The following is a 24,044-nucleotide window of genomic DNA, read 5'->3' as shown; positions in this document are numbered from 1 at the left end:
TTCCACAGGTCAGGCTCTCGCAATCTTCATTCCAGCTGTTTCGGGTATCCTGTGGGTCCTGATACCGGACACTTTCCATGCTGGTCATTTCCAACACCGTGCACATCCCGGACGCCGAGATCGAGCTGACGGCCATCCGCGCCCAGGGGGCAGGGGGGCAGAACGTCAACAAGGTTTCCAGCGCCGTGCACTTGCGCTTCGACATTCCGGCCTCGTCGCTGCCCGAGTTCTACAAGGAGCGGCTGCTGGCGCTGCGCGACAGTCGCATTACCAGCGACGGTGTATTGATCATCAAGGCCCAGCAATACCGCACGCAGGAACAGAACCGGGCCGATGCCCTGGAGCGCCTGACCGAACTGATCCTCAGCGCCACCAAGGTCGAGAAGAAGCGCCGTCCGACCAAACCGACTCTGGGTTCGAAAAAGCGTCGCCTGGAATCCAAGACCAAGCGCGGCTCGATCAAGGCCGGGCGCGGCAAGGTGGACTTCTAGCTTTTCTCCCGTTCCTGGCGATGCCTCGGCGCCTGTCGGTACAGGTAGACGCTCAATGCCAACCCGCCCAGGGCCGCCAGTGCGGCGAACAGAAAGATCGAGGCAAAGCCGAAGCCCGCGGCAATCGCACCGGCCAGCGGTCCGGTGATCCCCAGCGACAAATCAATGAACAGTGAATAAGCGCCCACCGCCGCCCCGCGGCTGGAGGCCGGCACCAGGTTGACCGCTTCCACGCCCAGCGCCGGAAACACCAGGGAAAAGCCGAAACCGCTCAACGCCGCGCCCGCCAGGGCCCAGTGGGCATCCGGTGCGAGCCACAACAGCAACAGGCCCAGGGTTTCCACCGACAGGCAGGCAATCGCCACGCGAAAGCCGCCCAGACGGTTGATCAGGTTGCCGAACAGCAGGCGCGCGCCGATGAAGCTGGCGCCGAACAGGCTCAGGCACAGCACGGCGTTGTCCCAGTGCTGGGTGGCGTAGTACAGGGTGATGAAGGTCGCGATGGTGCCGAACCCGATGGAACCCAGGGCCAGGCCGCAGCCGTGTGGCAGCACACGTCCCAATACGTGCATGAACGGCAGGCGTTCGCCAGTGACGATGGGCGCGGCGGTTTTGCGCCAGGCCAATGCCAACCCCAGCAAACCGAGCAAGATAATGCTTACGCCCATGCTCCACAGCCCCAGCGCATTGACCAGCCACACCCCCAACGGAGCGCCGATCGCCAGCGCGCCGTAACTGGCGATACCGTTCCAGGAAATCACTTTGGCGGTATTCGCCGCGCCGACTCGGCCGATGCCCCAGCCAATCGAACCGGAGCCCACCAGGCTTTCCGCGCTGCCGAGCACCAGGCGACCGATCAGCAGGCTGATCAGGCTGAACGTGGGCAGGTGGGGCGTCCAGGCAGACACCAGCATGAACACACCGCTCAGCCCGCAGCCGGCGAGGCCGAACATCACCGCGCGCTTGCTCCCCAGGTTATCGATGATTCGCCCGGCGTAAGGACGACTGAGCAGGGTGGCCAGGTATTGCACGCTGATCACCAACCCGGCGATCACCGCGCCGAAGCCCAGTTCGCCGTGGACGAACCCGGGCAGCACGGCCAGGGGAATGCCGATATTCAGGTAGCCGATGAACGTGAACAGGACGATGGAAACGACTTGCAGCGTGACCGCCAGGGGGCGCTGGGAATCTGACATGGGGTAAAGGTCCACGGAGCAGCAGGATAGATAGGCTGCTTATGATAACGGCGACCGTGGGCTCAGGGCGGGGGAAAGTAAAACTATTTGCCCAACGGTGGTTCAGCTGCCGTTCTCACTGCTGACCAGGCGTGTGGTGACCAGTGCGGCGATGGCGTTTTCTTCGCTGCCAAAGCGCGCCAGCAGGGCCGCTTGTTTTTCGGCAGGAAGGCGGGTCCAGATCTCGACCATTTTTTCGGCAGTGCCGATCAGCACGCTGGCCTGGGCTTCGCTGAAGGGAGGGGTGGCATCGGTCATGGAGGGCTCGGGATTCAGGCGGTGTGGAAAGCGCATCTTAGCGCTTTCCACACGGTCTGGTGGTGCGGGTCAATCAGTCTTCGCTGTCGGCCTGGCGGCGTTCAGTGGCTTCTTTTGGCTCGGGTTGCTGGGCGTCTGCTTGCCCCCCGGCTTGTAGCGTGGTCGTCTGCTCAGTGTCGTGCAGGCTTGGGAAGGGGAGATTAGGGATCTCGTGCATATCGCGCTCCTCGCAAGGTCTGTGGATAGATCTGGTAGATCCGCGCTTTTACAAAGCCTGGGCAGGATACAGCAGGAGAAATGACAAAAAGACTGTTAAATCCCGTCGGGCCGACAAAAGGGATTGTCTAGACACGTCATGTTCAATAGTCACGTCGCTTGCGAAATGCCCAGCGGCCGGCAATCAGCGTGAAGGTTGCCACCAGCGCCACCAGGATCCAGAAGCCTTCGGGATCGCCGGCAAGCGGCACGCCGCCGACGTTCATGCCAAAGAAACCGGCAATGATGTTGATGGGCAACGCCAATACCGTGACCACCGTCAGGGTGAACAGGGTGCGGTTGCTTTGTTCGTTGAGGTTGGCGGCGATTTCTTCCTGGAGCAGCTTGATCCGTTCGCTCAACGCGGTGAGGTCGTTGATGATCAGGGCGAACTCCTCGGTGGATTTGCGCAGCTCCTTGACGTCTTCTTTCTGCAACCATTGCGGCGGGCGGTTGAGCAGACGTAGCAATGAACCCGGCTCCAGGGCCAGCAAGCGCTGCAAGCGCACCAGTACCCGGCGGTTGCTGCCCAGCTCGGCGCGGTTGGTGGACAGCCGCGAGGACAGCAACTGATCTTCGACCTGATCGACGCTCAGGCTGGTCTTGCGCACGATCTGGGTCAGCACTTCGCCCTGGTCGCGCAGCAAGTGCACGAGTAATTCCACTGGCGAGCGAAAGCACTCGCCGGCCTTCACCGACGAGCGCAGCTTGTCGACCGAGTGCAGGGGTTGCAGGCGCGCGCTGACGATCAATCGACTGTGCACGCAAACCCACAATGTGGAGACATCCGAGGACACCATGTTGCTGAGGTTGAACACGACATCGTTCACCACGGCCAGCAACGCCGAGTCGACATGCTCGATGCGGGTCGAGCGCGAGCCTTCGTGCAAGGCTTCGAAAAACTCCTGGGGCAGGGCCAGGTGACCTTTCATCCAGCGCTCGCACGCAGCGTGGGCCAGGTTCAGGTGCAGCCAGAGGAACTCATCCGAATCTTGCGGGTGTTGCAGGCTCCGTAAGGCCTGGGCCGAATCGATCTCCTGCCCGCGTTCGCCGGGGCGGAAACGGAACCCGTAAAGCAGGCCGAACAGGTCCGGATCACGGTGGCTTTGATCAATGCTGTGGTTCATGAAGTCTCGCTGGCGGGAAGTGCCTGTGGCGGCTACAGGTTCACTTGAACGCCATCTTCGCAAGCTTTCTTGATGGTTTTGTGACAGTTCCATTCGCACCGCCAAGCTGGCGCTACCGGCCGTCGCCAAGGTTCAAGAATGCCCCGCTCAGGCCGATGGTATGTGCATATCCCCCCGTACTCGGGTTGCGACGCGGTGTGTTGCGGACATGGAGGTCGGGACGTCGTTCCTGTTCCTCTTGCTTAGAGATTGCTCCCCATGATTCTACAAAAATCCCTTCGAGCTCAGATTCTCGCCCTATTGAGCGGCAGCTTGCTGGCGATGTTGCTGATCGCCCTGGCGTCCTTTCATTTCCTCTCCAATGGTGTCCAGAACTATCGCAACCTGATCGATGGACCGTTGCGTGCCTCGCAGTTGATTGACGAGGCCAACCTGCAGTTCAAGGTGCAGGTGCAGGAATGGAAAAACGTCCTGCTGCGCGGCAAGCAGCCGGCTGACCTGGATAAATACTGGAAGCAGTTCGAGGAACGTCAGCGTGAGGTCCAGGACATCCTTGGCCAATTGAGCGGGCGTGAAGGTGTGCCGGCGCCCATCAAGACCCGCATCGTGGCCCTGCGCGATGAACATCGTCAGTTGGGTGCTGCCTACCAAAAGGGCCGTGATGCATTTGTCGCCTCCGGTGGCGATTCGGCGGCGGGCGATGCGGCGGTCAAGGGCGTGGACCGTGCGGCCAGTGAGCAAATGAGTGCGCTGGTGGTGGAACTGCGCAAGCTGGGCACCGAGCAATCGACGCTGATCAGTGCCGGCGCCGATCGCACGATCATGCTGGGCACCGTGATCATGCTGGTGTCGGGTGTGCTGATTGGGCTGTTCAGCCTGTGGCTGGTCAATCGCAACCTGGTTCAACCGATCCGTAGCCTGATCGACTACGTGACCCGACTCAGTCATGGGCGGTTCGCCGAGCGTGTGACGAGCAACCGTCAGGACGAGCTGGGCAACCTGGCGGTAGCGGCCAACACATTGCGCGATTTCCTTGCCGAAACCTTTACCCGCCTGCAACGCAGTGCCACGGAGCTGGACAGTGCCAGCGGTGAGCTCAATGCCATCGCCAGCCTGATGAGCCAGGGCACCGGCGAGCAATTCGAACGCACCGATCAGGTGGCGACGGCGATGAACGAAATGTCCGCCACGGCCCAGGAAGTGGCCCGTCATGCCGCCGACGCGGCGCAGGCGGCCGATGACGCCGATCAATCGGCGCAACAGGGCGGCAAGGTCATGCAGGGGACCATCCACACCATCACCCGGATGCGCGGCGAGATCGCCAACACGGCTGCGGTCATCCGTCAGTTGGAAACCGACAGCGGGCGCATCGGCAAGGTGCTGGAGGTGATCCGCGGGATCGCCGAACAGACCAACCTGCTGGCCCTCAATGCTGCCATCGAAGCCGCGCGAGCCGGGGAGGCGGGGCGCGGTTTCGCGGTGGTCGCCGATGAGGTCCGCAGCCTGGCCCAACGCACGGCCTCGTCAATCATCGAGATCAACCAGATCATCCAGACTGTACAAACGGGTGCGGTGGACGCGGCCCATGCCATTGAGAGTGGGCAGTCGCGCAGCGAAGAAAGTGTGGAGCAAGTGACCCAGGCCGGTGTGATGCTCGAACGCATCACCCAGGCTGTCGAAGCGATTCGCGACATGAACCGCCAGATCGCCACTGCAGCCGAAGAGCAGACTTCCGTGGCCGAAGACATTTCCCGCAACCTGACGGAAATCACCTGCATTGCCAGCACCAACATGGACAATGTGCAGCGCACCGAAGCCGCCAGTCGGGATCTGCACGGTTTGTCGGGACAGTTGAATGAAGTGACGGCGCGGTTGAGTGCCTGACGGTCGTTCGCGACAGGTATTGATAAACGCAAAAGAGCCGCGCAACCCTAAGGTTGCGCGGCTCTTTTTTTTTCTGATGGATCAAGTGTCTTGCTTGTTGCTCAAGACTTTGCCAGTCGTGGCATCGAAATCAACATCAAACTCTTTGCCGTCGGCGGTTTTCAATTCAACTTCATATTCATAACCGTTGAAGTGGTTGTCCAGGTCGGTGTCGGTGATGGTCGCGCCCGGGTGCAACTTCAGGGCTTCTTCGTTCATCGATTCAAGGGACTTGATCTTGCCTTCCTTGACCAGTTGAGGAATCTGATCGACGCGAACATCTGCCTGGGCCAGGCCAGCAGTCAGGGTCAGGGCAGCGGCGGTAAACAGGGCAGTCAAAGTTTTCATAGGTCTTTCCTTGGTGTCGTTAAAGGGTGATTCGTTTAAGTGGGCTCAGATTATCTGTGGCAACTTAATTCACCCTTAATTCGGAAAACTTGCAGCGACTGCACCGACCCGGTCCTGATGTTTCAGTAACCGTTCTTCTCCAATAGTTGCGCCACACTGCCTGTTTCGGGACGCTTGAAGTACTTGAGCAACTCACTGGCCCGATTGGTGAAAATGCCATCCACGCCGGCATCCATCACTTTCTTGAAGTCCACCGGCTCATCAACAGTGTAGACATGCACCAGCAGACCCTGGTCATGGGTGTACTGGTTCATCCACGGCTGCACCAGGTCCGCGTAACTCTGGCTGCCGCCATGGGTCAACGCCGCGGATGGCCCGGTACCAATGGCGCCCTGGGCCTTGGCGTACTGAATCCATTTCTCGAATTCAGCCTTGTCCTTGGGTTCCTGCTTGGCGTAATAGGCGGCCTTGTCCGTTTCGCCGGACTCGGCAAAAGGCACCTTGGATTTTGGCTCGATGTTGCCTTCGCCCACCCACAACAGCAGGATCTTCGGCACCTTCGGCATCTCTTTGTGCAGCAGTTCGAGGCTGCTCTTTTCAAAGGTCTGCAAGACCACTTTGCCTTTGCCCTGGCCGACCCCCGTGGCCCGCTTGGCCAGTTTCGACCCGGCCGGGCTCAGCCAACCGCGGTCCTGCAGTTTGTCCTTCAGGTCGCGCTCGATGCCGGGGAACAGCTTCGGCGCCTTGGTTTCGATGTACAGCCCGGGTTTTTGCTGCGGGTTGCCCTCGGCGATATTGATCACTTCATCGAGGGTCAGGATTTTCAGGCCGGCGAACGAAGGGCGCGCGCGGTCCGGGTAAGCGGTGTTGAACCAACTGCCGGCATCGAGGGTTTTGAGCTCCGCCATGGTGAATTCGTTGGCGGTGCTGCCCTTGCGCTCGGGGAATTTGACCGCGACATCCGTGGTGCGCAGCAGGCTGTCGTCATGCAGGACGAACAACACGCCGTCCTTGCTGCGTTGCAGATCCAGTTCCAGGTAGTCGGCGCCCAGGTCGCGGGCCAGCTTGTAGGCGGCAGCGGTGGATTCCGGCGCGTCGAACGAGGCGCCGCGGTGGGCGATCACGGCGGGGTGCGGAATGCCCTGGAGGGCTGCCAAGGCCTTGGGGCTCGGGGCCTCGGACGCTTGGGTCTGGCCGAAGCCGAGCAACAGGCTCAGCATCAAGGCGGTGCGGGTGAAGGTGACAGGCATGCTCGAAATCCTTTCGTAGGTGTATGCAAAAAACTATCTTTTAACAATTGAACGCTGTCGGCGCTATCGCCATACCGACATAAACCTGTGCAAAGAAGATTTTTCCCACGCATTTCCAGGCCGCTTTGCAGTACCCTTGCCGCATCAGTTTCCCCGGCAGAGGGAAACCTTAAATCCTGTGTCCGCTTGCCCTGCGTGTAAACCATTGATCAGACGTCCTGAGGGACGCATCCATGAGGTTTACCATGCGCACCACTTCGACATTCATCTGCCAGGCCGCCGACCAGCTCAAGGGTTTTGTCGGCTTGAACCGCAAGACTGGCCAGTACATCGTGCGTTTCAGCGAAGACGCTTTCGGCATGGACGTGGCCGACGACGGCATCATCCCCACCTGCGAATTTGTCTGGGCCCCCGTGGCGGACGGCACCATGGCCCTCAAGCGCGAGCGGATCCAGTTATTGCTGGACCAGCACATCGACGACCGGATCAATCTCTCCGAACCTTTGCGGGTGTATATGGCCCGCAGCGACCTGCCGGAAATCATGGCGGTGCGGCAGTTGGTGACAGGCTGAGCCTCAATCTTGAATTGAACAGAGATCCTGTGGGGGCCCACAAGGATTTTTGGAATGGCACGGTCCTGTGGCGAGGGAGCTTGCTCCCGCTGGGTCGCGCAGCGGCCCCCAAAAAAGCGATGAGCGCTGCGCACTCAAGCGGGAGCAAGCTCCCTCGCCACAAAAGCTTCCCAGCTATCACGCTACAGATTGATCAACGGTAAACACTGTGACACTAGATTGGGTGTTGGAAGGCGTAGTCGCGTTCGACCTTGCACACCCTTGTATGGCAATGGGTATACCAGGTGGAGCGGCCGCGCTCACGGATCGCGCTGTGTTCGGGATGCTGCTTCCAGGCCAGGATCGCAGCTTCATCGCGCCAATAGGACACGGTAATCCCCAAACCATCGTCGCCACGGGCTGATTCGACGCCTAAAAATCCGGGCTGCTCCCGGGCAAGGGCCAGCATGCGTTCGGCGGCTTCGGCGTAGCCTTGGTCCCCTTCGGTGCGCAGGGAGGTGAATATCACCGCGTAGTAGTGGGTGCTCATGGCGTTGTCCTGGCGCAGGCTTCGACAAACGCGCTGACCAGCGGCGGCACGCGCCCTTCCAGTGCGGCACGTTCGGGCTGGAACAGCGTGGCGACAAAGAACGGATGGTCCTGCAGTTCCACCGCTCGCAGGCCGCCGGCCGAGTCCCGGGCCACGGGGTGCAGGCGCTGATTGAGCAAGTCTTCTTCAAAGTCCGGGTTGACCCCGAAGCGGCAATGGTAGCCCTCGAATACCCTCTGGCGACCATAAGCCTTGGCAGTCAACGAGTCCGAATCGAGCTGAAGGCAGTCGATGGTTTCGATCAAGGCACAGCTCAGCGGCGTCAGCAGCGCGCGCTCAGCCTCGGGGTCGGTTTCGCCATGGGCGGCGTCGGCCCAACCCATCACGTTGCGGGCGTATTCCAGCACGGCATGTTGAAAACCACCGCAGGTGCCCAGGAAAGGGCGACGCTGTTCGCGGGCAAAACGAATCGCCTGCAAGGCGCCGGCTTCGTTTTGGTAGGGGCTGCCTGGTACGCACCAGATACCGTCGAAGTCCTCCAGCACTGCGTTGTCGGCAATGAGCGGCGTTGCCAGCCATTGGACGCGAATGTCATGGCCGGTTTGCCTGCCGGCCAGCTCAAGTGCAATGGGAATCGCCCGGTGAGCGGTGATGTGTGGGTCGTGGTCGCCGACCAGGGCGATGTGTAAAGGACGCTGTTTTGCCATGAGAGACTCGCCGCTTGTTGATTCTTGGTCGCCACTATAGATTGGCGTTCACGCAATCAATATTGGCGTTTATCCAAGTGATCAATGCAGCAGCGCACTATCGTCTGGACTATCCCGACCTGTCCCTGATCCTCGCACTGGTCCGTGGCGGCTCACTGGCCCGGGCCGCTCGATTGCTGCAGGTGGACGTGTCCACGGTGTTCCGTTCGGTACGTCGGCTGGAGGCGGCCCTGGGCCAGCCCTTGTTCGAAAAAAGCCGTTCCGGGTACTTGCCCACAAGCCTGGCCCAGGCGCTGGCCGAGCAAGCCGAGCGCGCCGAACAGGCCTTGGAGGCGGCGCGGGTGGGGGTGGAGCAGGGCGGCGCGGTCATCAGCGGGACGGTACGCCTGACGTGCAGCGACTCAGTCCTGCAAGCGTTGCTGCTGCCTGCGCTGGCGCGCTTCATGCCCGCTTACCCGGCGTTGACCCTTGAGCTGAGCACCTCGAACGACTTCGCCAACCTGAGCCGCCGCGATGCCGACATTGCGTTACGCCTGACCCGTACGCCGCCGGAACACCTGGTCGGTCGAAACCTGGGCAACGTGGCTTACCGGGTATGTGCCAGTGCCACGTATCTGCGCTCGGTGGATGCGAATGACCTGGCTTCCATGACCTGGATCGCACCGGACGATTTCCTCCCGGATCACCCCACCGTAGCCTGGCGCCGCCAGCATCTCCCCGGCGTGGTGCCCGCCTATCGCTGCAACAGCATGCTCTCGGTCACCGAACTGGTGCGAGCCGGCTTGGGTGTGGCGGCGCTGCCGGACTTTCTGATCGATGAACACCAGGGCCTGATGCCCCTTGGCGAACCGCTGGCGGGGTATGACACAGCCCTGTGGCTCCTGACCCGTCCGGACTGCCGGGCCTTGCGCTCGGTGGTGACCTTGTTCGATGAGCTGGGGCGCAATCTGCGCGGGCGCTGAGTTTTAACGGCGAGGGCGTACATGGCTCAATGGATGGCGCTTCCCCAACGGTTATAGTGCCTTGAGCACCAGCCCTTGGCCGAGAACATCACGATGACGAAGTCTTCCCAACCCACACCTTCCGCGCCCGTTGACCACCTGCGTTTTCACCGCCCTCACGCGCATCTGGCGCCGACCTTTGGCAATGACCGCTTTGCGCTGAGAGCGGAGGCGTTCGCGCGTTTTTTCGGGACGCCGATGTTCCTCGGTGCGCAAACCTTGATCGTGCTGCTATGGATCAGCCTGAACCTGGTGGGGGTCTTTCATTTCGATGCCTACCCGTTCATTTTGCTGAACCTGGCGTTCAGCCTGCAGTCGGCCTATGCCGCGCCGCTGATTTTGCTGGCGCAAACCCGCCAGGCCGCTCGGGACAAAGCCCAGGCGGACGCCGATGCCCAGCATCGTGAAGCCTTGGCCATCGCCAACAGCGAGCGCCAGGCTCAGGCCGCGCTGAATACGGCGCAGTTGCTGGAGTTATTGGAGCAGAACACCCGCCTGACGGAAATAACCAAGGCATTGACCGAGCGTATCGACAACTTGACCACTGAAATGCACCAGAAGGTCGTGCACAACCCATCGCTGCAGTAGCCCTTCACGCCAGGACTTCTTGATCAAGCCTGGTAACGGCTCAGGAACATGTCGAGGGCCGATTCGATCACCTGGGCCTGCTCATCCTGGGTCAGGCTGGGTTGCCCCATTGAAACCTGCGGCCAGAAGGCGAACGTCTTGAGCAGCCCATGCATTTGCTGGGCGGCAAATGCCGGCTCCACGGGTTTCAAGCGGCCATCGGCCTGGGCTTGGCGAATCCAGGTCGTCAAGCCTTCTTCCCGCTGGCCCATGCGCGACACCATGTCCTGGGCTCGCTCGGGGGAATGAATGGTGGCGGCGATGGCGATGCGCGCCAGGTCGAGGAAGTTCTCGTCCGCCAGCAAGTGCAGTTTGGCTTGCAGCAACGTTTGCAGTTGCTCCCGCAGCGGCTTTTGCGAGCTGTAGGGCATGTCCTGCTCTGCGGTAATGCTGTTCCATAACCGATTCAGAATTTCGGCAAACAGTTCTTCCTTGCTCGGAAAATGGTTATACACCGTGCGCTTCGATACGCCGGCAGTCGCCGCGATCTTGTCCATGCTGGTGATCTCGAAACCGCTGCTACGGAATTCAGCAATCGCGGCCTGGAGAATGGCTTCGCGTTTTCGCTCGGTAAGGCGCTGCGGTACGGTCATGGGCAATTCGTCGGTTGAGATGAGAGAACTTACACTCGGCAGTTTACTTGCTCCCGGGATTCATGCAATCTAGAAACTACACCGAGTGGTGTAGTTTTGAGTCAAGCGGCTGAGCGTGCATGCAACGGCCATCCAGCGTCCCACAACGGCGAAGCGCAATTGCGCCGACGCCCTTGGAGTTATCGCACCATGACCATTCCCTCTCTTTCGACCGACAATCCGTCCGCCCATGACGCATCCCGGCATGAACAGGGCAAGTATCGCAATCATGCCTTCACGCCTCGGGAAGGTTTTGGCACTACCCTGCGGATCATCTGGAACATGATCTTCCACAAGCCGCGCACCACTCGGCCTTCGGGCGCCATCGAGGTTCAAGCGCTGACGCGCGCCGCGCTGCTGGCGGCGCCGAACAACAGCGTATTCCGCCTCGGCCATTCCACCCTATTGCTCAAGCTGCGGGATAAATTCTGGCTGACAGACCCGGTGTTCGCCGAGCGCGCCTCACCCGTGCAATGGGCCGGCCCGAAGCGTTTTCATCAGCCGCCCATCAGCCTGGAAGAATTGCCGCCGATCGAGGCGGTGATCCTGTCCCATGACCATTACGACCACCTCGATCATCAGGCCATCCTCAAGCTGGCGGCCAAGACCCGCCACTTCCTGGCCCCCCTTGGTGTGGGCGACACCCTGATCAAATGGGGCGTCGACGCCAGCAAGGTGCGTCAGCTGGACTGGTGGCAAGGTACCGAGGTGGACGGTATCGAGTTCGTTGCCACGCCCTCCCAGCACTTTTCCGGGCGCGGCCTGTTCGACAGCAACAGCACCTTGTGGGCCTCGTGGGTGATGATCGACGGCGCTACGCGAATTTTCTTCAGCGGCGACACTGGCTACTTCGAGGGTTTCAAACGCATCGGCGAGCGATATGGCCCCTTTGACCTGACACTGATGGAAACCGGCGCCTATGACGTCGATTGGCCCCACGTCCACATGCAGCCAGAGCAGACCCTACAGGCTCATATCGATCTCAAGGGCCGTTGGCTGCTGCCGATCCACAACGGTACGTTCGACCTGGCGATGCATGCCTGGTATGAACCCTTCGATCGCATCCTGGCCCTGGCCTGGGAGCGCAATGTCTACATTGCCACGCCGCAAATGGGCGAAGCATTCACCCTGACGCAGCCGCAACGTGGCCGCGCCTGGTGGCTGGACGTGGAGCCTTCGGCGTACCAGGACCAGGCCGGTATCGCCTAGCACTCACAGGATTGGCGTTATTCAATCATTGCGTAATCGGAGCGCCCCATTGGGTCCGGTGTCGCACCCTTGATGTTCATGCCGCGCCCTGGTGCGAAGCCGGGGAAGAACACCAGGCCCTCGGCCTCCAGGCGAAAGGCCAGTGCCAGGCGAGTCACATCGAGCAACTCGCCGCCGGCCTCGAAGCGGCGGATGGCCTGGACCGAGACGCCGGATTGGCGGGACAGCTCCTCGACACTCCAACCCAGCATGGCTCGCGCCTGTGCACTGTGAGCAGGGGTGAATTGATAGACAGCGATGCGTTCCAGGGTGGTTTTGATTGCGAGAGAGGCCATGGGGGGCTCCAAAGCTGTGGGATTAAAAAATACTGTGTTTTTGTACAGTTGTTTTGAATCCCGATCAATCTCATTTTTTTGATCAATGACCGGCGGTCTTCTCCAGCCAGGCGCTCGGGGCGTGACCCAGTATGCGACGAAACATCGTGGAGAATGCCGCGGGGCTGTCGTAGCCCAGGTCCAGGGCGATTCGGGTCACTGAATGGCCGACGGCCAACCGGGACAATGCCGACATCACGCAGGCTTGTTGTCGCCATTGGCTGAAACTTAACCCGGTTTGCTGGCTGAACAGGCGATTGAACGAACGCAAGCTGATAGGCAATTGCGCCGCCCATTGCACGGGCGAGACGTGGGCGTCCGGGCGTTTCAGAAATGCCTGGCACAGGCCGAGCAGGCGCGGGTCTTGGGGCAGTGGAAGGTGCAGTGGCAGATGGGCGCTGCGCAGCAGCTCGTGCAGTAGCAGATCGATCAGCGCACCATCGCGTCCAGCCTCGTCGTAGTCCAGCGCAAGCTCCACGGCTTCCATCAGCAACTGACGCATCAGCGGCGACACGCTGATGACCTGGCAACGGGCGTCCATGGCCGTTACCGCAGCCGGTTCGATATACAAACTTCGCGTGCTGACGCCCAGCATCAGCACCTCATGGGCAACCCCGGGCGGGATCCACACCGCCCGTTGTGGCGGCACCACCCAATTGCCGTCTGCCGTGCTGACCTGCATGACTCCGGTGGCGCCGTAGAGCAACTGCGCCCGCCGGTGGGTATGGCGCGGCAATCGATGACCGTCGGGGTAATCCGTGCCGATAGCCACTACTGGCCGTGGCGTGTCGTCCAGCAGGTCAATCGAAACATTGCGCATCGAGCGGCCTCCAACAATTGGCGTAAATACAAACATTATTGGCCTACTTGCTGAGGCAGGCCAAGCCCCATCGCTCTATCGTCGGCCTCTCTCCATTTACGGATGCTGCGCGATGTTCTACCTCTTGCTGGCACTCTTCGGTTGCATGACTGGCATCACTGCTGTGCTGTTCGGCTTCGGCGGTGGATTCGTCGTGGTGCCCTTGCTATACCGCATGCTCACCGCCAGCCACGGCGCTGACGACCCTATCGGCCAATCGGCGATGCATATTGCCGTGGCCACCTCGACCTGCGTGATGATCGTCAACGCGCTGATCGCCACCGCCAAGCATCACCGCGCCGGTAACCTCATTCGCCACTACGTGTGGCCGTTGGGCGGCTTCATCGGCCTGGGCGCTATCGTCGGAGCCGTTGCCGCGATGTGGGCGAGTAGCGAAGTCATTCGCTATGCCTTCATCGTTTATCTGGGCGTGACCATTCTGGACTGCTTGTTCAGACGCGGTTTTCTGACCCAGTCTGACGCTGTAGTCCCACGGCGATTGGGCAGGGCAGAGGTATCGGCAGGCGGAATCAGCATCGGCGTCATCGCCACTTTTCTGGGCGTGGGTGGCAGCGTCATGACCGTGCCGTTATTGCGTCGTTGCGGGCTGAACATGTCGCGCGCGACGTCCATGGCTAACCCGCTGAGTTTGCCGGTTGCGGTGGCCGGGACGCTGACTTACATGGCCATGGCCGGGTTTACCGAGTTTGATTTGGGGCCGTGGTTTGTTGGGTATGTGGATTTGCAGGCGTTTGCGGTTTTGACACTGGGCTCGTTAGTGGGGATTCGATTAGCTACGCCATGGATCGGGGGGATACCGGATCGTTTTCACGCCGGGGTCTATATCGGATTGTTGATCGTGGTGATGTTGGGCATATCGGTGCAGTAAGTTGCTGCATGGCATTGCTCAACATTTTGTGGGAGAGGGTGGCATATCGATTCTATGAGGCTGATTCGTCATACTTCGCGCCACTCATTTCGTGAGCTGACGCTCGCTTTTTCCAGGAAGATTCCATGTTCAAAGGACTGTTGCTCCTCGCATCCAGCGCCGTGTGCCTGATCGCGCTCTGTTCGACAGCCAGTGCCGATGGTGGTAGTGGCGTCTTTACCGGCACCTTGGGCAAGATGCCGATTGTGCTGGGACTCAACACTGCTCAAGAGGACGAGGTCATCGGTCGTTATTTCTATGAGAAATACCATCGTGACTTGGGATTGAGCGGCTCGCAGCAAGGAAAGACCCTGACGCTGGTCGAGGGCGGTACCCGTTACGACGACGGCCAATCGCTGCCAACCCTGACGCTGCAAAAAACGGCCAACGGCTGGCAGGGTGAATGGAAAAGTCTCAAGGGCAAAGTTCTGCCCGTGCAGTTGACCGAAGCCACGCTCCCTGCACCCGGAGCTGATCTTCCCCCCGTTATCGCCGAGCTGCGAAAAAGTGACCCTTATGAGTATCTCCGTCTGCTGGGCTTGAAACTCAAACCGGGCAAGAAAGAATCTTTCATGGGCCATGACTTGCAATGGTGGACGGAGCCACAATCCGGTATTTCCATGTTCAGCGTCGAGTCCGGCTACTCGAAAGACGAACTACAACGGGTCAATCGGCAATTGTTGGGGCGGCTCTGGACCGAAGTCATCAGCTACCACGGCTGTCTGTTGCAGGGCGCGGATAATGCCGAGTTCGACCAAGGCGTCGCGCCCAAATTCCTATCGCCCGATGTGATCAGCCTGAACATTTCCACAAGTTACTACTGCGGCGGCGTGCATCCGGATTTTGGCAATTCGCCGCTCAATCTCGATGCTCACACCGGCCACAGTTTGTCGCTGGAAGATGTGCTCTGGGTTGGCACAGGTAAGCCACCGCTGTACGCCGGCCACAACGACGCGGGTGATGCTCCGTTGACCGATGAAGAGAGCCAGGCGCGATACACTTACCAACGCGAGGTATTCGCGCCATGGCTGATCAAGCAACTCACCACGCTGTACCCCGACGAGATGCTGAAGCCAGCGGATGAAGACAGCTGCGACTACACCGATGAAGGCGTCTGGGGATATTCCAATTGGTACTTCACTGAAAAAGGTTTGTACCTGGGACCGTTCTTCGTCCGCGCGCAACGCGTTTGTGATGACCCCGGCTGGTCGGTGCTGCCGTACGCAGTCGTAAAACAACACCCCGGTGCGGTCAAACTTCAATTGCCCGGGACTGGTGACTAACCCTCAGCCAACCCGGGCGCTTCCCGAATAACGAAGTGATCCAGGTTCTCGATATTGGCACTGAACACCCCGAACGTCTGTTCGGGGTTCTTCTTGCTCGGTACCTGTTTCAACTCCGGCGTCACGCCATAAAAGAAGCAATACAACGGCGCGTCACTGTCGACGGCATGCTTGATCTCTTCCAGGAACGCTTTGCGCTTGCGGTAGTTATCGATCAGCTTCTTGCTCAGGTAAACGTTGACCGAGTAAGGCTTCTTCTTCGCCTCGTCCGGTTGCTTGAACCAGACCTTGGGTTCGAAATCGATGCGAAAGCTTTGCGTGTAATCCTTGATCTCCTTGATCTTGCCCCAGTAAATCAAGCCCTTGTTGTCCTGCAAATACTCGATCTTCTTGAAGAACGATCCATAGGGCGCCGTGTGCTCGCCAATCTTCAACAGCTTGCGCTTGAGCAGGTCCTTGTCCGCGAAGTTCGACACAAAACACTCCACCGGGTGGGCAAAGACACTGGTCTTGTCGGGTGTCGAATCATGGGCGCAATGAACGTCATCACCGTGGGACGATAGGGTAGGCGACGTAGGCCGAGTCGCTGCTTCAACGTCCTTCGACGGATCGGACGGCTTGCGTACGTACTGACGCCGAGTCAGCAACAGCTCCGACGGAAAATGCTCCTCACGGTCGTCATCCGTTTGTGCCTCAACACTCTCCGCACCCAACCCCGGCGTTTTCGGACTGACGTAAGGGCAGCCCTCGATATGCTGGGTAGTCGGTTGATTCTTGAAATGTGGCGTGCGGATGTAATTGACGTTCTTGGCGTTGAACGTCGTCAGCCGATTGTCCTCATCAAACGCCGCCCGACAGGCATCGTTGGGGCACTGAAAGCGCTCCTTGGCCGAATCGAAGGCCATGGTCTCGTCGAAATTCAGATCCCGAACGTCATAGATCGAAAGCTTGGCATCGAGGCTGAGGCAGTAGGCGGTATCGAATTTCATCGGGGCTCGGGTCCATGAGAGGAGGTGTATTAATACCGAAGGACGCGGCGGGCTGCACCCAAAGTTTCAACACACCACAAACCCCCTGTGGGAGCGAGCTTGCTCGCGATTCCCAAACCCAACCCAACCATCAAGCCTGCCACCCACCTGCGCCCTGACACCATCCTGTGGCGAGGGGATTTATCCCCGCTGGGCTGCGAAGCGGCCCCGGTTTTACGGCCCCAAACTTGTATGAGTCGGTATCATAATGCCGGTTATAACCCGACCTTTCAGATAACCGGCAATATATTGCCGGAAACAGCGAATAAGAAACTTCGATGAAAGAGAACACCGGTGAGCGGCGCAGGGAAATCATTGACGACATCGTCATGCAGCATGTCACGGGGATCGAGACCCTGGGAACCGCTATTCGCCGGTTACGGCTTGAGGTGACCGGCCTGGATCAGGAAACCTTTGCTGCCATGTGCAACATGTCGACCAAGGCCCTGTACCAGATCGAGAAGGACAAGGGTAACCCGACCATCAACACCCTCGAAGCTATTCTGAGAAAGTTCGGGCTGCGACTGGGGCTGACCAAGGCCGCGACAAACCTTTACTCGCCACCGCTTGTGCAACAAAAGCCGGTCTCCGAAGTGCGCCGTTCGTGGCGCCAACCCGAAACGTAAGTTGCGAGATAGCTCGGTATAGTTGCCGCTCTACGAGCTACTGGGAAAGACAGCGCTGTTGACTAGGATGTGGGCAGGTTCATTCATGAAAAAGCCCCCGTCAGGGGGCTCAGTCTGGTCTTGCAGTGGTTTTTGATTGTTGCCCAGTGATACACCTTCGGTCGTCAGTTCGTCTCCGGCTCCGTGCCTGCTAGGCCAGTATTTCGATACCGTGTTTTTCCACGATACTGAGCAGCTTAAGGGCCATCCCTCCTGGACGTTTGTCGCCGGCTTCCCACTGCTTAACTGTCGATGCGCTTGTGTTCAGGTAGCGGGCAAAAACCGGCTGACTGACGTGACTGCGCAGACGAATTTTCTTGATCTGGGCAGGTGGGATCTCAGCAGGCACCTCAGCAATGCAGGTCTCATCGAATTCCCGCATGGTGGCCTTGTCGATAGCGCCGATTTTTAGCAGTGCCTCAGCCGAGCTATGAATCGACTCGAAAGCCTCACTTTTGAATTTTTTCGCCATTACATATCTCCACAAATTCTTTTCCGTCCAGCAGATGCTGGACTTGCTCCTTGCTCAAACCTTTATAGGCATCAGCAAGCTTCTTAAACGCGGCCAGCTCTTTTTCAGTGATGTTGTCTTGGTCTTTCTTAGCAAACAGAAACTGATAAACCCAATAGCTACGACCCTTGGCAAGGATGATCGAGCGGTGACGATTTTCATTGAGGCGTTTTTTCCAGACGCCTCCGCCCAAATCATCGGCTTGTCCGTTCACTACCTCCTGCACCGCCTTGCAGAGATCAGCATCTGTGATCGTTGCCTTCTTTGCTGCAGCAGCAAAGGTCTTCGTTTTGAATACCCTCATTGGCATATGCTTTCCCTTTGATGTGTAAAGCTACCACTCAGTGGTATATGTGTCAAAAACCTGAATCTTGCAGATAGCGCCATCTAGTATGGGGACGGGGGACACGGCCGTGAGGGGAGCGGGGCTCTGATATTGTTTCAACAGATCGCAAAATCTGTGCGAGCGAGCAGCAATCGAGCCTCAACACCAAACACCAGTGGCGAGGGAGCTTGCCCCCGCTGGGCGCGTAGCAGTCCCAATTCCATATCACCAACAAAAAACCGCCGCCCGAACAACGGACGACGGCCTCTGATTGATTCTCAAAACCCTCGCAAAATCCGAGAAGCTCTCCGCCACCAGGATTCATGCTGACTAAACGGATCATCCACCAGCACCGCCGGCATATCCCGCAAGCGAATCCACGGCTCATCCTGCCAGTGCAGCATGCAGAGCGACATCTTCGGCCAATCCAGCACGCTCAACGTAGGCCGTTCCACCCTATGCGAGTAGCGCTCATCCCGGAGGGTCGGCACTACCTGATGCGTGATCCACTCACGCAGCAACCGATACTCAGGACAGTAGTGATAAACCAGCAATGCATAGACGCCCGACTCGCTCAGCATCAGACGCTCTTCAGTCAAACCGTGGACATGCACGAGCATCATCCGGCGCTGGTCAGGGTCAAGCTTGCGCGTCATGCGTTCATCGAGGTGCTTGCTCATAAACCGCCCCAAATCCGAGGCGCTGAACCAAGCTTGGTTTTCAACCAAGAGGGTATGCAGATGGAGGTTGTGACGGGTGAAAACCGCCGGAATGTAAGCATCAGGCATGATGGGTCTCCGAGGTATACGGAGAGCAGAGCAGCGTTTTTGTGGGCATAACCACCTCTACGTTCAAAGGTTAACGGCGCGAGCCCGACGTAGAGGATGTAAGAGAAATCCCAACTAGCTATCTTCTCCACACAGAGTTGCAAATGTCCTTAGACAGTACGCGGTTCTATGTTCGGCGATTAGCTACTACGTTGGGCGTTTCTTAGGCACCTGCGACTAAGATAGGTAACGAGACGATACGGCGTCAATGCGGAAAGATTCTGAGTTTTTCGTAGGGTAAAGGCAGTGTGCCGGTCCCAGAGTTAAACGCAGTTTTGGTCCTGTAGAAATACAAAAACCCCGTTTTCACGGGGTTTTTAGTTACGCGTGGAGCCTAGGATTTTTCTTTCAAATCAATCCCAGCTCAAAGCCCCACCGGTCTGATACTCAATCACTCGCGTCTCAAAGAAGTTCTTCTCTTTCTTCAAGTCCATGATCTCGCTCATCCAAGGGAACGGGTTAGTCGTCCCTGGGTACTCTTCTTTAAGACCAATCTGCGACAGGCGACGGTTAGCGATGAACTTGAGGTAGTCCTCCATCATCGCCGCGTTCATGCCCAACACGCCGCGAGGCATGGTGTCGCGGGCGTATTCGATCTCCAGTTGGGTCCCTTGCAGGATCATCTGGGTTGCTTCTTCCTTCATCTCGGCATCCCACAGGTGTGGGTTTTCGATTTTGATCTGGTTGATCACATCGATACCGAAGTTAAGGTGCATGGATTCGTCGCGCAGGATGTACTGGAACTGCTCGGCGACGCCGGTCATTTTGTTGCGGCGGCCCATGGAGAGGATCTGGGTGAAGCCGCAGTAGAAGAAGATGCCTTCCAGGACGCAGTAGTAAGCGATCAGGTTGCGCAGCAGCTCTTTGTCGGTGTCCGGGGTGCCGGTTTCGAACTTCGGATCGGAGATCGAACGGGTGTATTTCAGGCCCCAGGCGGCTTTTTTCGCGACCGATGGGATCTCGTGGTACATGTTGAAGATCTCGCCTTCATCCATGGCCAGCGATTCGATGCAGTACTGGTAGGCGTGGGTGTGGATCGCCTCTTCGAACGCCTGGCGCAGGATGTACTGGCGGCATTCCGGGTTGGTGATCAGGCGGTACACGGCCAGGACCAGGTTGTTGGCAACCAGGGAGTCGGCGGTGGAGAAGAAGCCCAGGTTGCGCATCACGATGCGGCGCTCGTCGTCGGTCAGGCCTTCCGGGTCTTTCCAGAGGGCGATGTCGGCGGTCATGTTGACTTCTTGCGGCATCCAGTGGTTTGCGCAGCCGTCCAGGTACTTCTGCCAGGCCCAGTCATATTTGAACGGCACGAGCTGGTTGAGGTCGGCGCGGCAGTTGATCATGCGCTTTTCATCGACGGCGACACGGGCGGCGGCGCCTTCGAGTTCGGCGAGGCCTTCGGCGACGTCGAGTTTGTCGAGGGCGGCCTTGGCGCGAATGATCGCGGCCGAGTCGCTGGCTGTCACGGCCCGCGCTTCGAGGGCGGCGGCACCGCCAGCGCTGTCGAGGCGGTCCATGTTGGCTTCAGAAGCGTGGCCGGCGTTGGCGCCTTTTACAGCGACTTCGCCGCTGTCTTCTTTGTCGAATTCGTCCCAGCTCAGCATGACGTGTCGTCTCCTGCGTGAGGGCCAGATGCCCGATGAGGGCCTACTGGCCGCGGTGGATCTTGGAAAAATCGTTTGTTGCAGCAGCTGACGCAGGCAATAAACAGAAAAATGTACGGGTCATTCCGGAGCGGCTGTGAACGCGAGGAGGCGATTTGGCCTCTGCGTGGGCTCCAGGCTGGCGTGATCCCCTGTAAGGGAATATTGCAGGCCCGTTTAAGGCGGCATTATAAGGACTTTTTTGCCTACGTGCTGCGGCGAAATAGCTCACAGAAGGAGCGGCGGGTGGGATATCCGCGTGGGAGCGAGGGTTTACAAGGCTTTGGCCGCTGAAGATTTTTTTTGCATGGATCGTATCGCGGTTTTTTTTGATCAAAAAACGAGCGCTTTTTGAAGGTTTGCACTACATGTTGTGTTTGCGGAGGGGTTTAGGCGGTTCTAGACACAACCAGGCCCGATCGAAACCGGGCCGTGGAAAATGTCAGTAATGATCAATCGGTATGGGCTGAACCGGTGTGATCGCTGCCGTCGCTAGCCACCGCGGTGGGGTCAGTGGTGGCGTGATCGTCACTGGCGATCGTGGCGCAATCCGCCTGGTCGTAACCCTTGATCGCGGCTGCGGAACCGGTGCGATCAAAACCGTCGGCGGCGAAAGTATTGGCGGCCAGCACGGACAGGGCAAGGGCGAAGATCAATCTGCTTTTCATGGTGGTTGTTCCTGGTTCGATGACGTTGATCAGCCGTTGGAGCAGCCGTTGCCCATGACGCTGTAGCGCAGGATGTGGCGTTGGCCCTTGGAGTCGTCGTATTCCATCTTCGCCGGGACCACTTCGCAGACGTTCGGGATGGCGCTCATGGAGATGACTTTGGCAATGTCCAGGTGGGTGGAGTAGGTGTACTCCTCAATGGCCGGTTTTTGCTGTGCAGCATCGGTCGGGAGCTCGTCTGCCATCGCGGTGGCGCAAAGGCTGCCGAGGACCAGAACCCATAAAGCTTTCATCTGTATTTCACCTTTTTGAAGTCGAGTAGGGTCACGCAACCTTTTTGGGGTTGCGTGTGGAGCAAGTGTTGGAAGTTGGATTAACGGCCTTCGTGGGGGCTGTGTTGCGTTAATCGTGTTTGCCGGTTGGCGAGGTGGATTTTAGAAGGTGAGGGTGGGGGTAAACAGACTCGGTTTTGATAAACACTGTTGGTTGATCTGGTAATAATCGGCTGGGAGTCGGTGGCTGTCTGGTGGACTGATGTTGGATGGGCAGGCGCTATCGCGAGCAAGCTCGGCTCCCACAGGCTCGGCTCCCACAGGAAAATGGCGGTAGGCAGGGCTTGCACGTTAGTACCGACATTTTGTAGGGACTTGTTACTACCATCGTCGAATGGTTCTATAGGCCCGCCCCGGGCTACAACGGGATCATACAAAAACAACTATTCACCGAGGTAAGAAAGATGAGTGCGGCTTCTGTGTATCCCGTTCGTCCCGAGGTTGCGGCCAATACGCTGACTGACGAGGCGACCTACAAGGCCATGTACCAGCAGTCGGTCGTCAACCCGGACGGCTTCTGGCGCGAGCAGGCCAAGCGCCTCGATTGGATCAAGCCTTTCACCACGGTGAAGCAGACGTCCTTCGACGATCACCACGTCGACATCAAGTGGTTCGCCGACGGTACCCTGAACGTTTCCTACAACTGCCTCGACCGTCATCTGGCCGAGCGCGGCGATCAGATTGCGATTATCTGGGAGGGCGATGACCCTGCCGAGAGCCGCAACATCACCTATCGCGAGCTGCATGAAGAAGTCTGCAAGTTCGCCAACGCCCTGCGCGGCCAGGACGTGCACCGCGGCGACGTGGTGACCATCTACATGCCGATGATCCCTGAAGCCGTGGTCGCGATGCTGGCCTGCGCCCGGATCGGTGCGATTCACTCGGTGGTGTTCGGCGGGTTCTCCCCCGAAGCCCTGGCTGGTCGAATCATCGACTGCAAATCCAAAGTGGTGATCACCGCCGACGAAGGCGTTCGCGCCGGCAAGAAGATCCCGCTCAAGGCCAACGTCGATGATGCGTTGACCAACCCGGAAACCAGCAGCATCCAGAAGGTCATCGTGTGCAAGCGCACCGGTGGCGGCATCAAGTGGAACCAGCACCGCGACATCTGGTACGAAGACCTGATGAAAGTGGCCGGCACCGTTTGCGCGCCGAAGGAAATGGGTGCCGAGGAAGCGCTGTTCATCCTCTACACCTCCGGTTCCACCGGTAAGCCCAAGGGCGTGCAGCACACCACGGCCGGCTACTTGCTGTACGCGGCGCTGACCCATGAGCGGGTGTTCGACTACAAACCGGGCGAGGTGTACTGGTGCACCGCCGACGTGGGTTGGGTCACTGGCCACAGCTATATCGTCTACGGCCCGCTGGCCAATGGCGCGACCACGCTGCTGTTCGAAGGCGTGCCGAACTACCCGGACATCACCCGGGTGGCCAAGGTCATCGACAAGCACAAGGTCAGCATCCTCTACACCGCACCGACCGCCATCCGCGCGATGATGGCCTCGGGCACCGCCGCTGTCGAAGGCGCCGATGGCAGCAGCCTGCGCCTGTTGGGCTCGGTGGGTGAGCCGATCAACCCGGAGGCCTGGGACTGGTACTACAAGAATGTCGGCAAGGAACGCTGCCCGATCGTCGACACCTGGTGGCAGACCGAAACCGGTGGCGTGCTGATCAGCCCGCTGCCAGGCGCTACGGCATTGAAGCCAGGTTCGGCCACGCGTCCGTTCTTCGGTGTGGTGCCGGCGTTGGTGGACAACCTCGGCAACCTGATCGAAGGCGCCGCCGAAGGCAACCTGGTGATCCTCGATTCGTGGCCAGGCCAGGCGCGTACGCTGTACGGCGACCATGACCGTTTTGTCGACACTTACTTCAAGACTTTCAGCGGCATGTACTTCACCGGCGACGGCGCTCGTCGTGACGAGGATGGTTACTACTGGATCACCGGTCGGGTGGATGACGTGCTCAACGTGTCCGGCCACCGCATGGGCACGGCCGAGATCGAGAGCGCCATGGTCGCCCACCCGAAAGTCGCCGAAGCGGCGGTGGTCGGTGTGCCGCACGACATCAAGGGGCAGGGCATCTATGTCTATGTCACCCTCAATGCCGGCGAAGAAACCAGCGAGGCCCTGCGCCTGGAGCTGAAGAACTGGGTGCGCAAGGAGATCGGTCCGATTGCTTCGCCGGATGTGATCCAGTGGGCGCCGGGGCTGCCAAAAACCCGCTCCGGCAAGATCATGCGCCGCATCCTGCGCAAGATCGCCACGGCGGAGTACGACGGGTTGGGTGATATCTCCACCCTGGCCGATCCGGGTGTGGTGGCGCATCTGATCGAGACGCACAAGACCATGAACGTTGCCTGACGGTAACCCGTAAAACCGAAAGCCCCGCCCGGCAGTGCCGAGCGGGGCTTTTTTATGGGCGCGCTGGGAGGGCTTGA

28 protein-coding genes are annotated in these 24,044 nt (G+C 59.2%); 10 read left to right on the top strand and 18 right to left on the bottom strand.

Going from position 1 to position 24,044, the window contains the following annotated elements; all coding sequences use genetic code 11:
* The first annotated feature begins 77 nt into the window (after positions 1-77).
* The gene (arfB, locus tag LOY50_RS21845; protein WP_018604539.1) at positions 78-491 is read left to right on the top strand and encodes an alternative ribosome rescue aminoacyl-tRNA hydrolase ArfB; all 414 of its coding nucleotides are present in this window, start codon (positions 78-80) and stop codon (positions 489-491) included.
* Here arfB and LOY50_RS21840 read toward each other — a convergent pair.
* The 4 genes from LOY50_RS21840 to LOY50_RS21825 all read right to left on the bottom strand — a co-directional run bounded on the left by LOY50_RS21840 (position 488) and on the right by LOY50_RS21825 (position 3,366).
* A complete protein-coding gene (locus LOY50_RS21840; protein WP_003204857.1) occupies positions 488-1,687 on the bottom strand; it encodes an MFS transporter in 1,200 nt (399 codons plus the stop codon). The genes arfB and LOY50_RS21840 overlap by 4 nt on opposite strands.
* A gap of 102 nt (positions 1,688-1,789) precedes the next feature.
* On the bottom strand, positions 1,790-2,020 hold the full coding sequence (locus LOY50_RS21835; protein ID WP_253477388.1) for a hypothetical protein: 231 nt from the start codon (positions 2,018-2,020) through the stop codon (positions 1,790-1,792).
* Positions 2,021-2,057: 37 nt separating this feature from the next.
* The gene (locus LOY50_RS21830; RefSeq protein ID WP_003204853.1) at positions 2,058-2,201 is read right to left on the bottom strand and encodes a hypothetical protein; all 144 of its coding nucleotides are present in this window, start codon (positions 2,199-2,201) and stop codon (positions 2,058-2,060) included.
* Positions 2,202-2,343: 142 nt separating this feature from the next.
* A complete protein-coding gene (locus LOY50_RS21825; RefSeq protein WP_018604547.1) occupies positions 2,344-3,366 on the bottom strand; it encodes a transporter in 1,023 nt (340 codons plus the stop codon).
* A gap of 258 nt (positions 3,367-3,624) precedes the next feature.
* Here LOY50_RS21825 and LOY50_RS21820 point away from each other — a divergent pair, with 258 nt between their 5' ends.
* Positions 3,625-5,250 (top strand): methyl-accepting chemotaxis protein, encoded by a 1,626-nt coding sequence (locus LOY50_RS21820; protein WP_253477385.1) that lies wholly within the window; start codon positions 3,625-3,627, stop codon positions 5,248-5,250.
* Between the two features lie 81 nt (positions 5,251-5,331).
* On the opposite strand, the gene LOY50_RS21815 is transcribed toward LOY50_RS21820, so the two are convergent.
* Positions 5,332-5,637: a PepSY domain-containing protein gene (locus tag LOY50_RS21815; RefSeq protein WP_018604552.1), complete on the bottom strand. Its 306-nt coding sequence runs from the start codon at positions 5,635-5,637 to the stop codon at positions 5,332-5,334.
* Positions 5,638-5,759: 122 nt separating this feature from the next.
* The gene (locus LOY50_RS21810) at positions 5,760-6,887 is read right to left on the bottom strand and encodes a glycerophosphodiester phosphodiesterase (RefSeq protein ID WP_214509480.1); all 1,128 of its coding nucleotides are present in this window, start codon (positions 6,885-6,887) and stop codon (positions 5,760-5,762) included.
* Between the two features lie 245 nt (positions 6,888-7,132).
* Here LOY50_RS21810 and LOY50_RS21805 point away from each other — a divergent pair, with 245 nt between their 5' ends.
* Positions 7,133-7,459, top strand: coding sequence for a DUF2025 family protein (locus tag LOY50_RS21805; RefSeq protein WP_135846825.1), 327 nt, complete (start codon positions 7,133-7,135; stop codon positions 7,457-7,459).
* A 214-nt stretch (positions 7,460-7,673) separates the two neighbouring features.
* Here LOY50_RS21805 and LOY50_RS21800 read toward each other — a convergent pair whose 3' ends face one another.
* Positions 7,674-7,988 (bottom strand): antibiotic biosynthesis monooxygenase, encoded by a 315-nt coding sequence (locus LOY50_RS21800; RefSeq protein ID WP_258689170.1) that lies wholly within the window; start codon positions 7,986-7,988, stop codon positions 7,674-7,676.
* Entirely contained in the window at positions 7,985-8,695 is a 711-nt protein-coding gene (locus LOY50_RS21795) for a CTP synthase (protein ID WP_258689169.1), read from the bottom strand. The genes LOY50_RS21800 and LOY50_RS21795 overlap by 4 nt, the downstream gene beginning before the upstream one ends.
* 14 nt (positions 8,696-8,709) lie before the next feature.
* On the opposite strand from LOY50_RS21795, the gene LOY50_RS21790 reads away from it, so the two are divergent.
* Together LOY50_RS21790 and LOY50_RS21785 are read left to right on the top strand one after the other, a co-directional pair.
* Positions 8,710-9,657, top strand: a complete 948-nt coding sequence (locus tag LOY50_RS21790) for a LysR family transcriptional regulator (RefSeq protein ID WP_258689167.1) — start codon at positions 8,710-8,712, stop codon at positions 9,655-9,657.
* A 93-nt stretch (positions 9,658-9,750) separates the two neighbouring features.
* A complete protein-coding gene (locus tag LOY50_RS21785) occupies positions 9,751-10,284 on the top strand; it encodes a DUF1003 domain-containing protein (RefSeq protein WP_258689166.1) in 534 nt (177 codons plus the stop codon).
* A gap of 23 nt (positions 10,285-10,307) precedes the next feature.
* Here LOY50_RS21785 and LOY50_RS21780 read toward each other — a convergent pair whose 3' ends face one another.
* Entirely contained in the window at positions 10,308-10,916 is a 609-nt protein-coding gene (locus tag LOY50_RS21780; protein WP_258689165.1) for a TetR/AcrR family transcriptional regulator, read from the bottom strand.
* A 189-nt stretch (positions 10,917-11,105) separates the two neighbouring features.
* On the opposite strand from LOY50_RS21780, the gene LOY50_RS21775 reads away from it, so the two are divergent.
* The gene (locus LOY50_RS21775; protein WP_258689164.1) at positions 11,106-12,164 is read left to right on the top strand and encodes an MBL fold metallo-hydrolase; all 1,059 of its coding nucleotides are present in this window, start codon (positions 11,106-11,108) and stop codon (positions 12,162-12,164) included.
* Between the two features lie 17 nt (positions 12,165-12,181).
* Here the strand turns inward: LOY50_RS21775 and LOY50_RS21770 are convergent, their stop codons facing one another.
* Entirely contained in the window at positions 12,182-12,499 is a 318-nt protein-coding gene (locus tag LOY50_RS21770; protein ID WP_003204826.1) for a helix-turn-helix transcriptional regulator, read from the bottom strand.
* An 82-nt stretch (positions 12,500-12,581) separates the two neighbouring features.
* A complete protein-coding gene (locus tag LOY50_RS21765) occupies positions 12,582-13,358 on the bottom strand; it encodes a helix-turn-helix transcriptional regulator (protein WP_253477358.1) in 777 nt (258 codons plus the stop codon).
* 112 nt (positions 13,359-13,470) lie between these two features.
* Between LOY50_RS21765 and LOY50_RS21760 the strand changes: the two genes are divergently transcribed.
* Together LOY50_RS21760 and LOY50_RS21755 are read left to right on the top strand one after the other, a co-directional pair.
* Positions 13,471-14,286, top strand: a complete 816-nt coding sequence (locus tag LOY50_RS21760) for a sulfite exporter TauE/SafE family protein (protein ID WP_258689163.1) — start codon at positions 13,471-13,473, stop codon at positions 14,284-14,286.
* A 125-nt stretch (positions 14,287-14,411) separates the two neighbouring features.
* Complete coding sequence (locus tag LOY50_RS21755) at positions 14,412-15,608, top strand: RsiV family protein (protein ID WP_253477352.1); 1,197 nt, start codon at positions 14,412-14,414, stop codon at positions 15,606-15,608.
* On the opposite strand, the gene LOY50_RS21750 is transcribed toward LOY50_RS21755, so the two are convergent.
* Positions 15,605-16,597 carry a hypothetical protein gene (locus LOY50_RS21750; RefSeq protein WP_258689162.1) on the bottom strand — a complete coding sequence of 331 codons (993 nt, stop codon included), beginning with the start codon at positions 16,595-16,597 and terminating at the stop codon, positions 15,605-15,607. The genes LOY50_RS21755 and LOY50_RS21750 overlap by 4 nt on opposite strands.
* Before the next feature lie 317 nt (positions 16,598-16,914).
* On the opposite strand from LOY50_RS21750, the gene LOY50_RS21745 reads away from it, so the two are divergent.
* Positions 16,915-17,262 carry a helix-turn-helix domain-containing protein gene (locus LOY50_RS21745; protein ID WP_253477347.1) on the top strand — a complete coding sequence of 116 codons (348 nt, stop codon included), beginning with the start codon at positions 16,915-16,917 and terminating at the stop codon, positions 17,260-17,262.
* A gap of 190 nt (positions 17,263-17,452) precedes the next feature.
* On the opposite strand, the gene LOY50_RS21740 is transcribed toward LOY50_RS21745, so the two are convergent.
* From LOY50_RS21740 to LOY50_RS21715, 6 genes are all read right to left on the bottom strand, one after another.
* Positions 17,453-17,773: a DNA-binding transcriptional regulator gene (locus LOY50_RS21740; protein WP_046062559.1), complete on the bottom strand. Its 321-nt coding sequence runs from the start codon at positions 17,771-17,773 to the stop codon at positions 17,453-17,455.
* Positions 17,751-18,122 (bottom strand): type II toxin-antitoxin system RelE/ParE family toxin, encoded by a 372-nt coding sequence (locus LOY50_RS21735; protein ID WP_253477345.1) that lies wholly within the window; start codon positions 18,120-18,122, stop codon positions 17,751-17,753. The genes LOY50_RS21740 and LOY50_RS21735 overlap by 23 nt, the downstream gene beginning before the upstream one ends.
* Before the next feature lie 293 nt (positions 18,123-18,415).
* Complete coding sequence (locus tag LOY50_RS21730) at positions 18,416-18,925, bottom strand: Bro-N domain-containing protein (RefSeq protein ID WP_253477343.1); 510 nt, start codon at positions 18,923-18,925, stop codon at positions 18,416-18,418.
* 392 nt (positions 18,926-19,317) lie between these two features.
* Positions 19,318-20,568 carry a ribonucleotide-diphosphate reductase subunit beta gene (locus tag LOY50_RS21725; RefSeq protein ID WP_018612669.1) on the bottom strand — a complete coding sequence of 417 codons (1,251 nt, stop codon included), beginning with the start codon at positions 20,566-20,568 and terminating at the stop codon, positions 19,318-19,320.
* Between the two features lie 491 nt (positions 20,569-21,059).
* A complete protein-coding gene (locus LOY50_RS21720; RefSeq protein WP_253477341.1) occupies positions 21,060-21,275 on the bottom strand; it encodes a hypothetical protein in 216 nt (71 codons plus the stop codon).
* A gap of 29 nt (positions 21,276-21,304) precedes the next feature.
* Entirely contained in the window at positions 21,305-21,568 is a 264-nt protein-coding gene (locus tag LOY50_RS21715; RefSeq protein WP_253477339.1) for a DUF2790 domain-containing protein, read from the bottom strand.
* 443 nt (positions 21,569-22,011) lie between these two features.
* Between LOY50_RS21715 and acs the strand changes: the two genes are divergently transcribed.
* On the top strand, positions 22,012-23,967 hold the full coding sequence (acs, locus tag LOY50_RS21710; RefSeq protein ID WP_003204805.1) for an acetate--CoA ligase: 1,956 nt from the start codon (positions 22,012-22,014) through the stop codon (positions 23,965-23,967).
* Positions 23,968-24,044 lie beyond the last annotated feature (77 nt).

Source organism: Pseudomonas sp. B21-010 (genome assembly GCF_024749325.1).
Lineage (GTDB): Bacteria > Pseudomonadota > Gammaproteobacteria > Pseudomonadales > Pseudomonadaceae > Aquipseudomonas > Aquipseudomonas kilonensis.
Note: the sequence above shows the minus strand (reverse complement) of the source record. Positions and strands in the feature narration are given on the sequence as shown.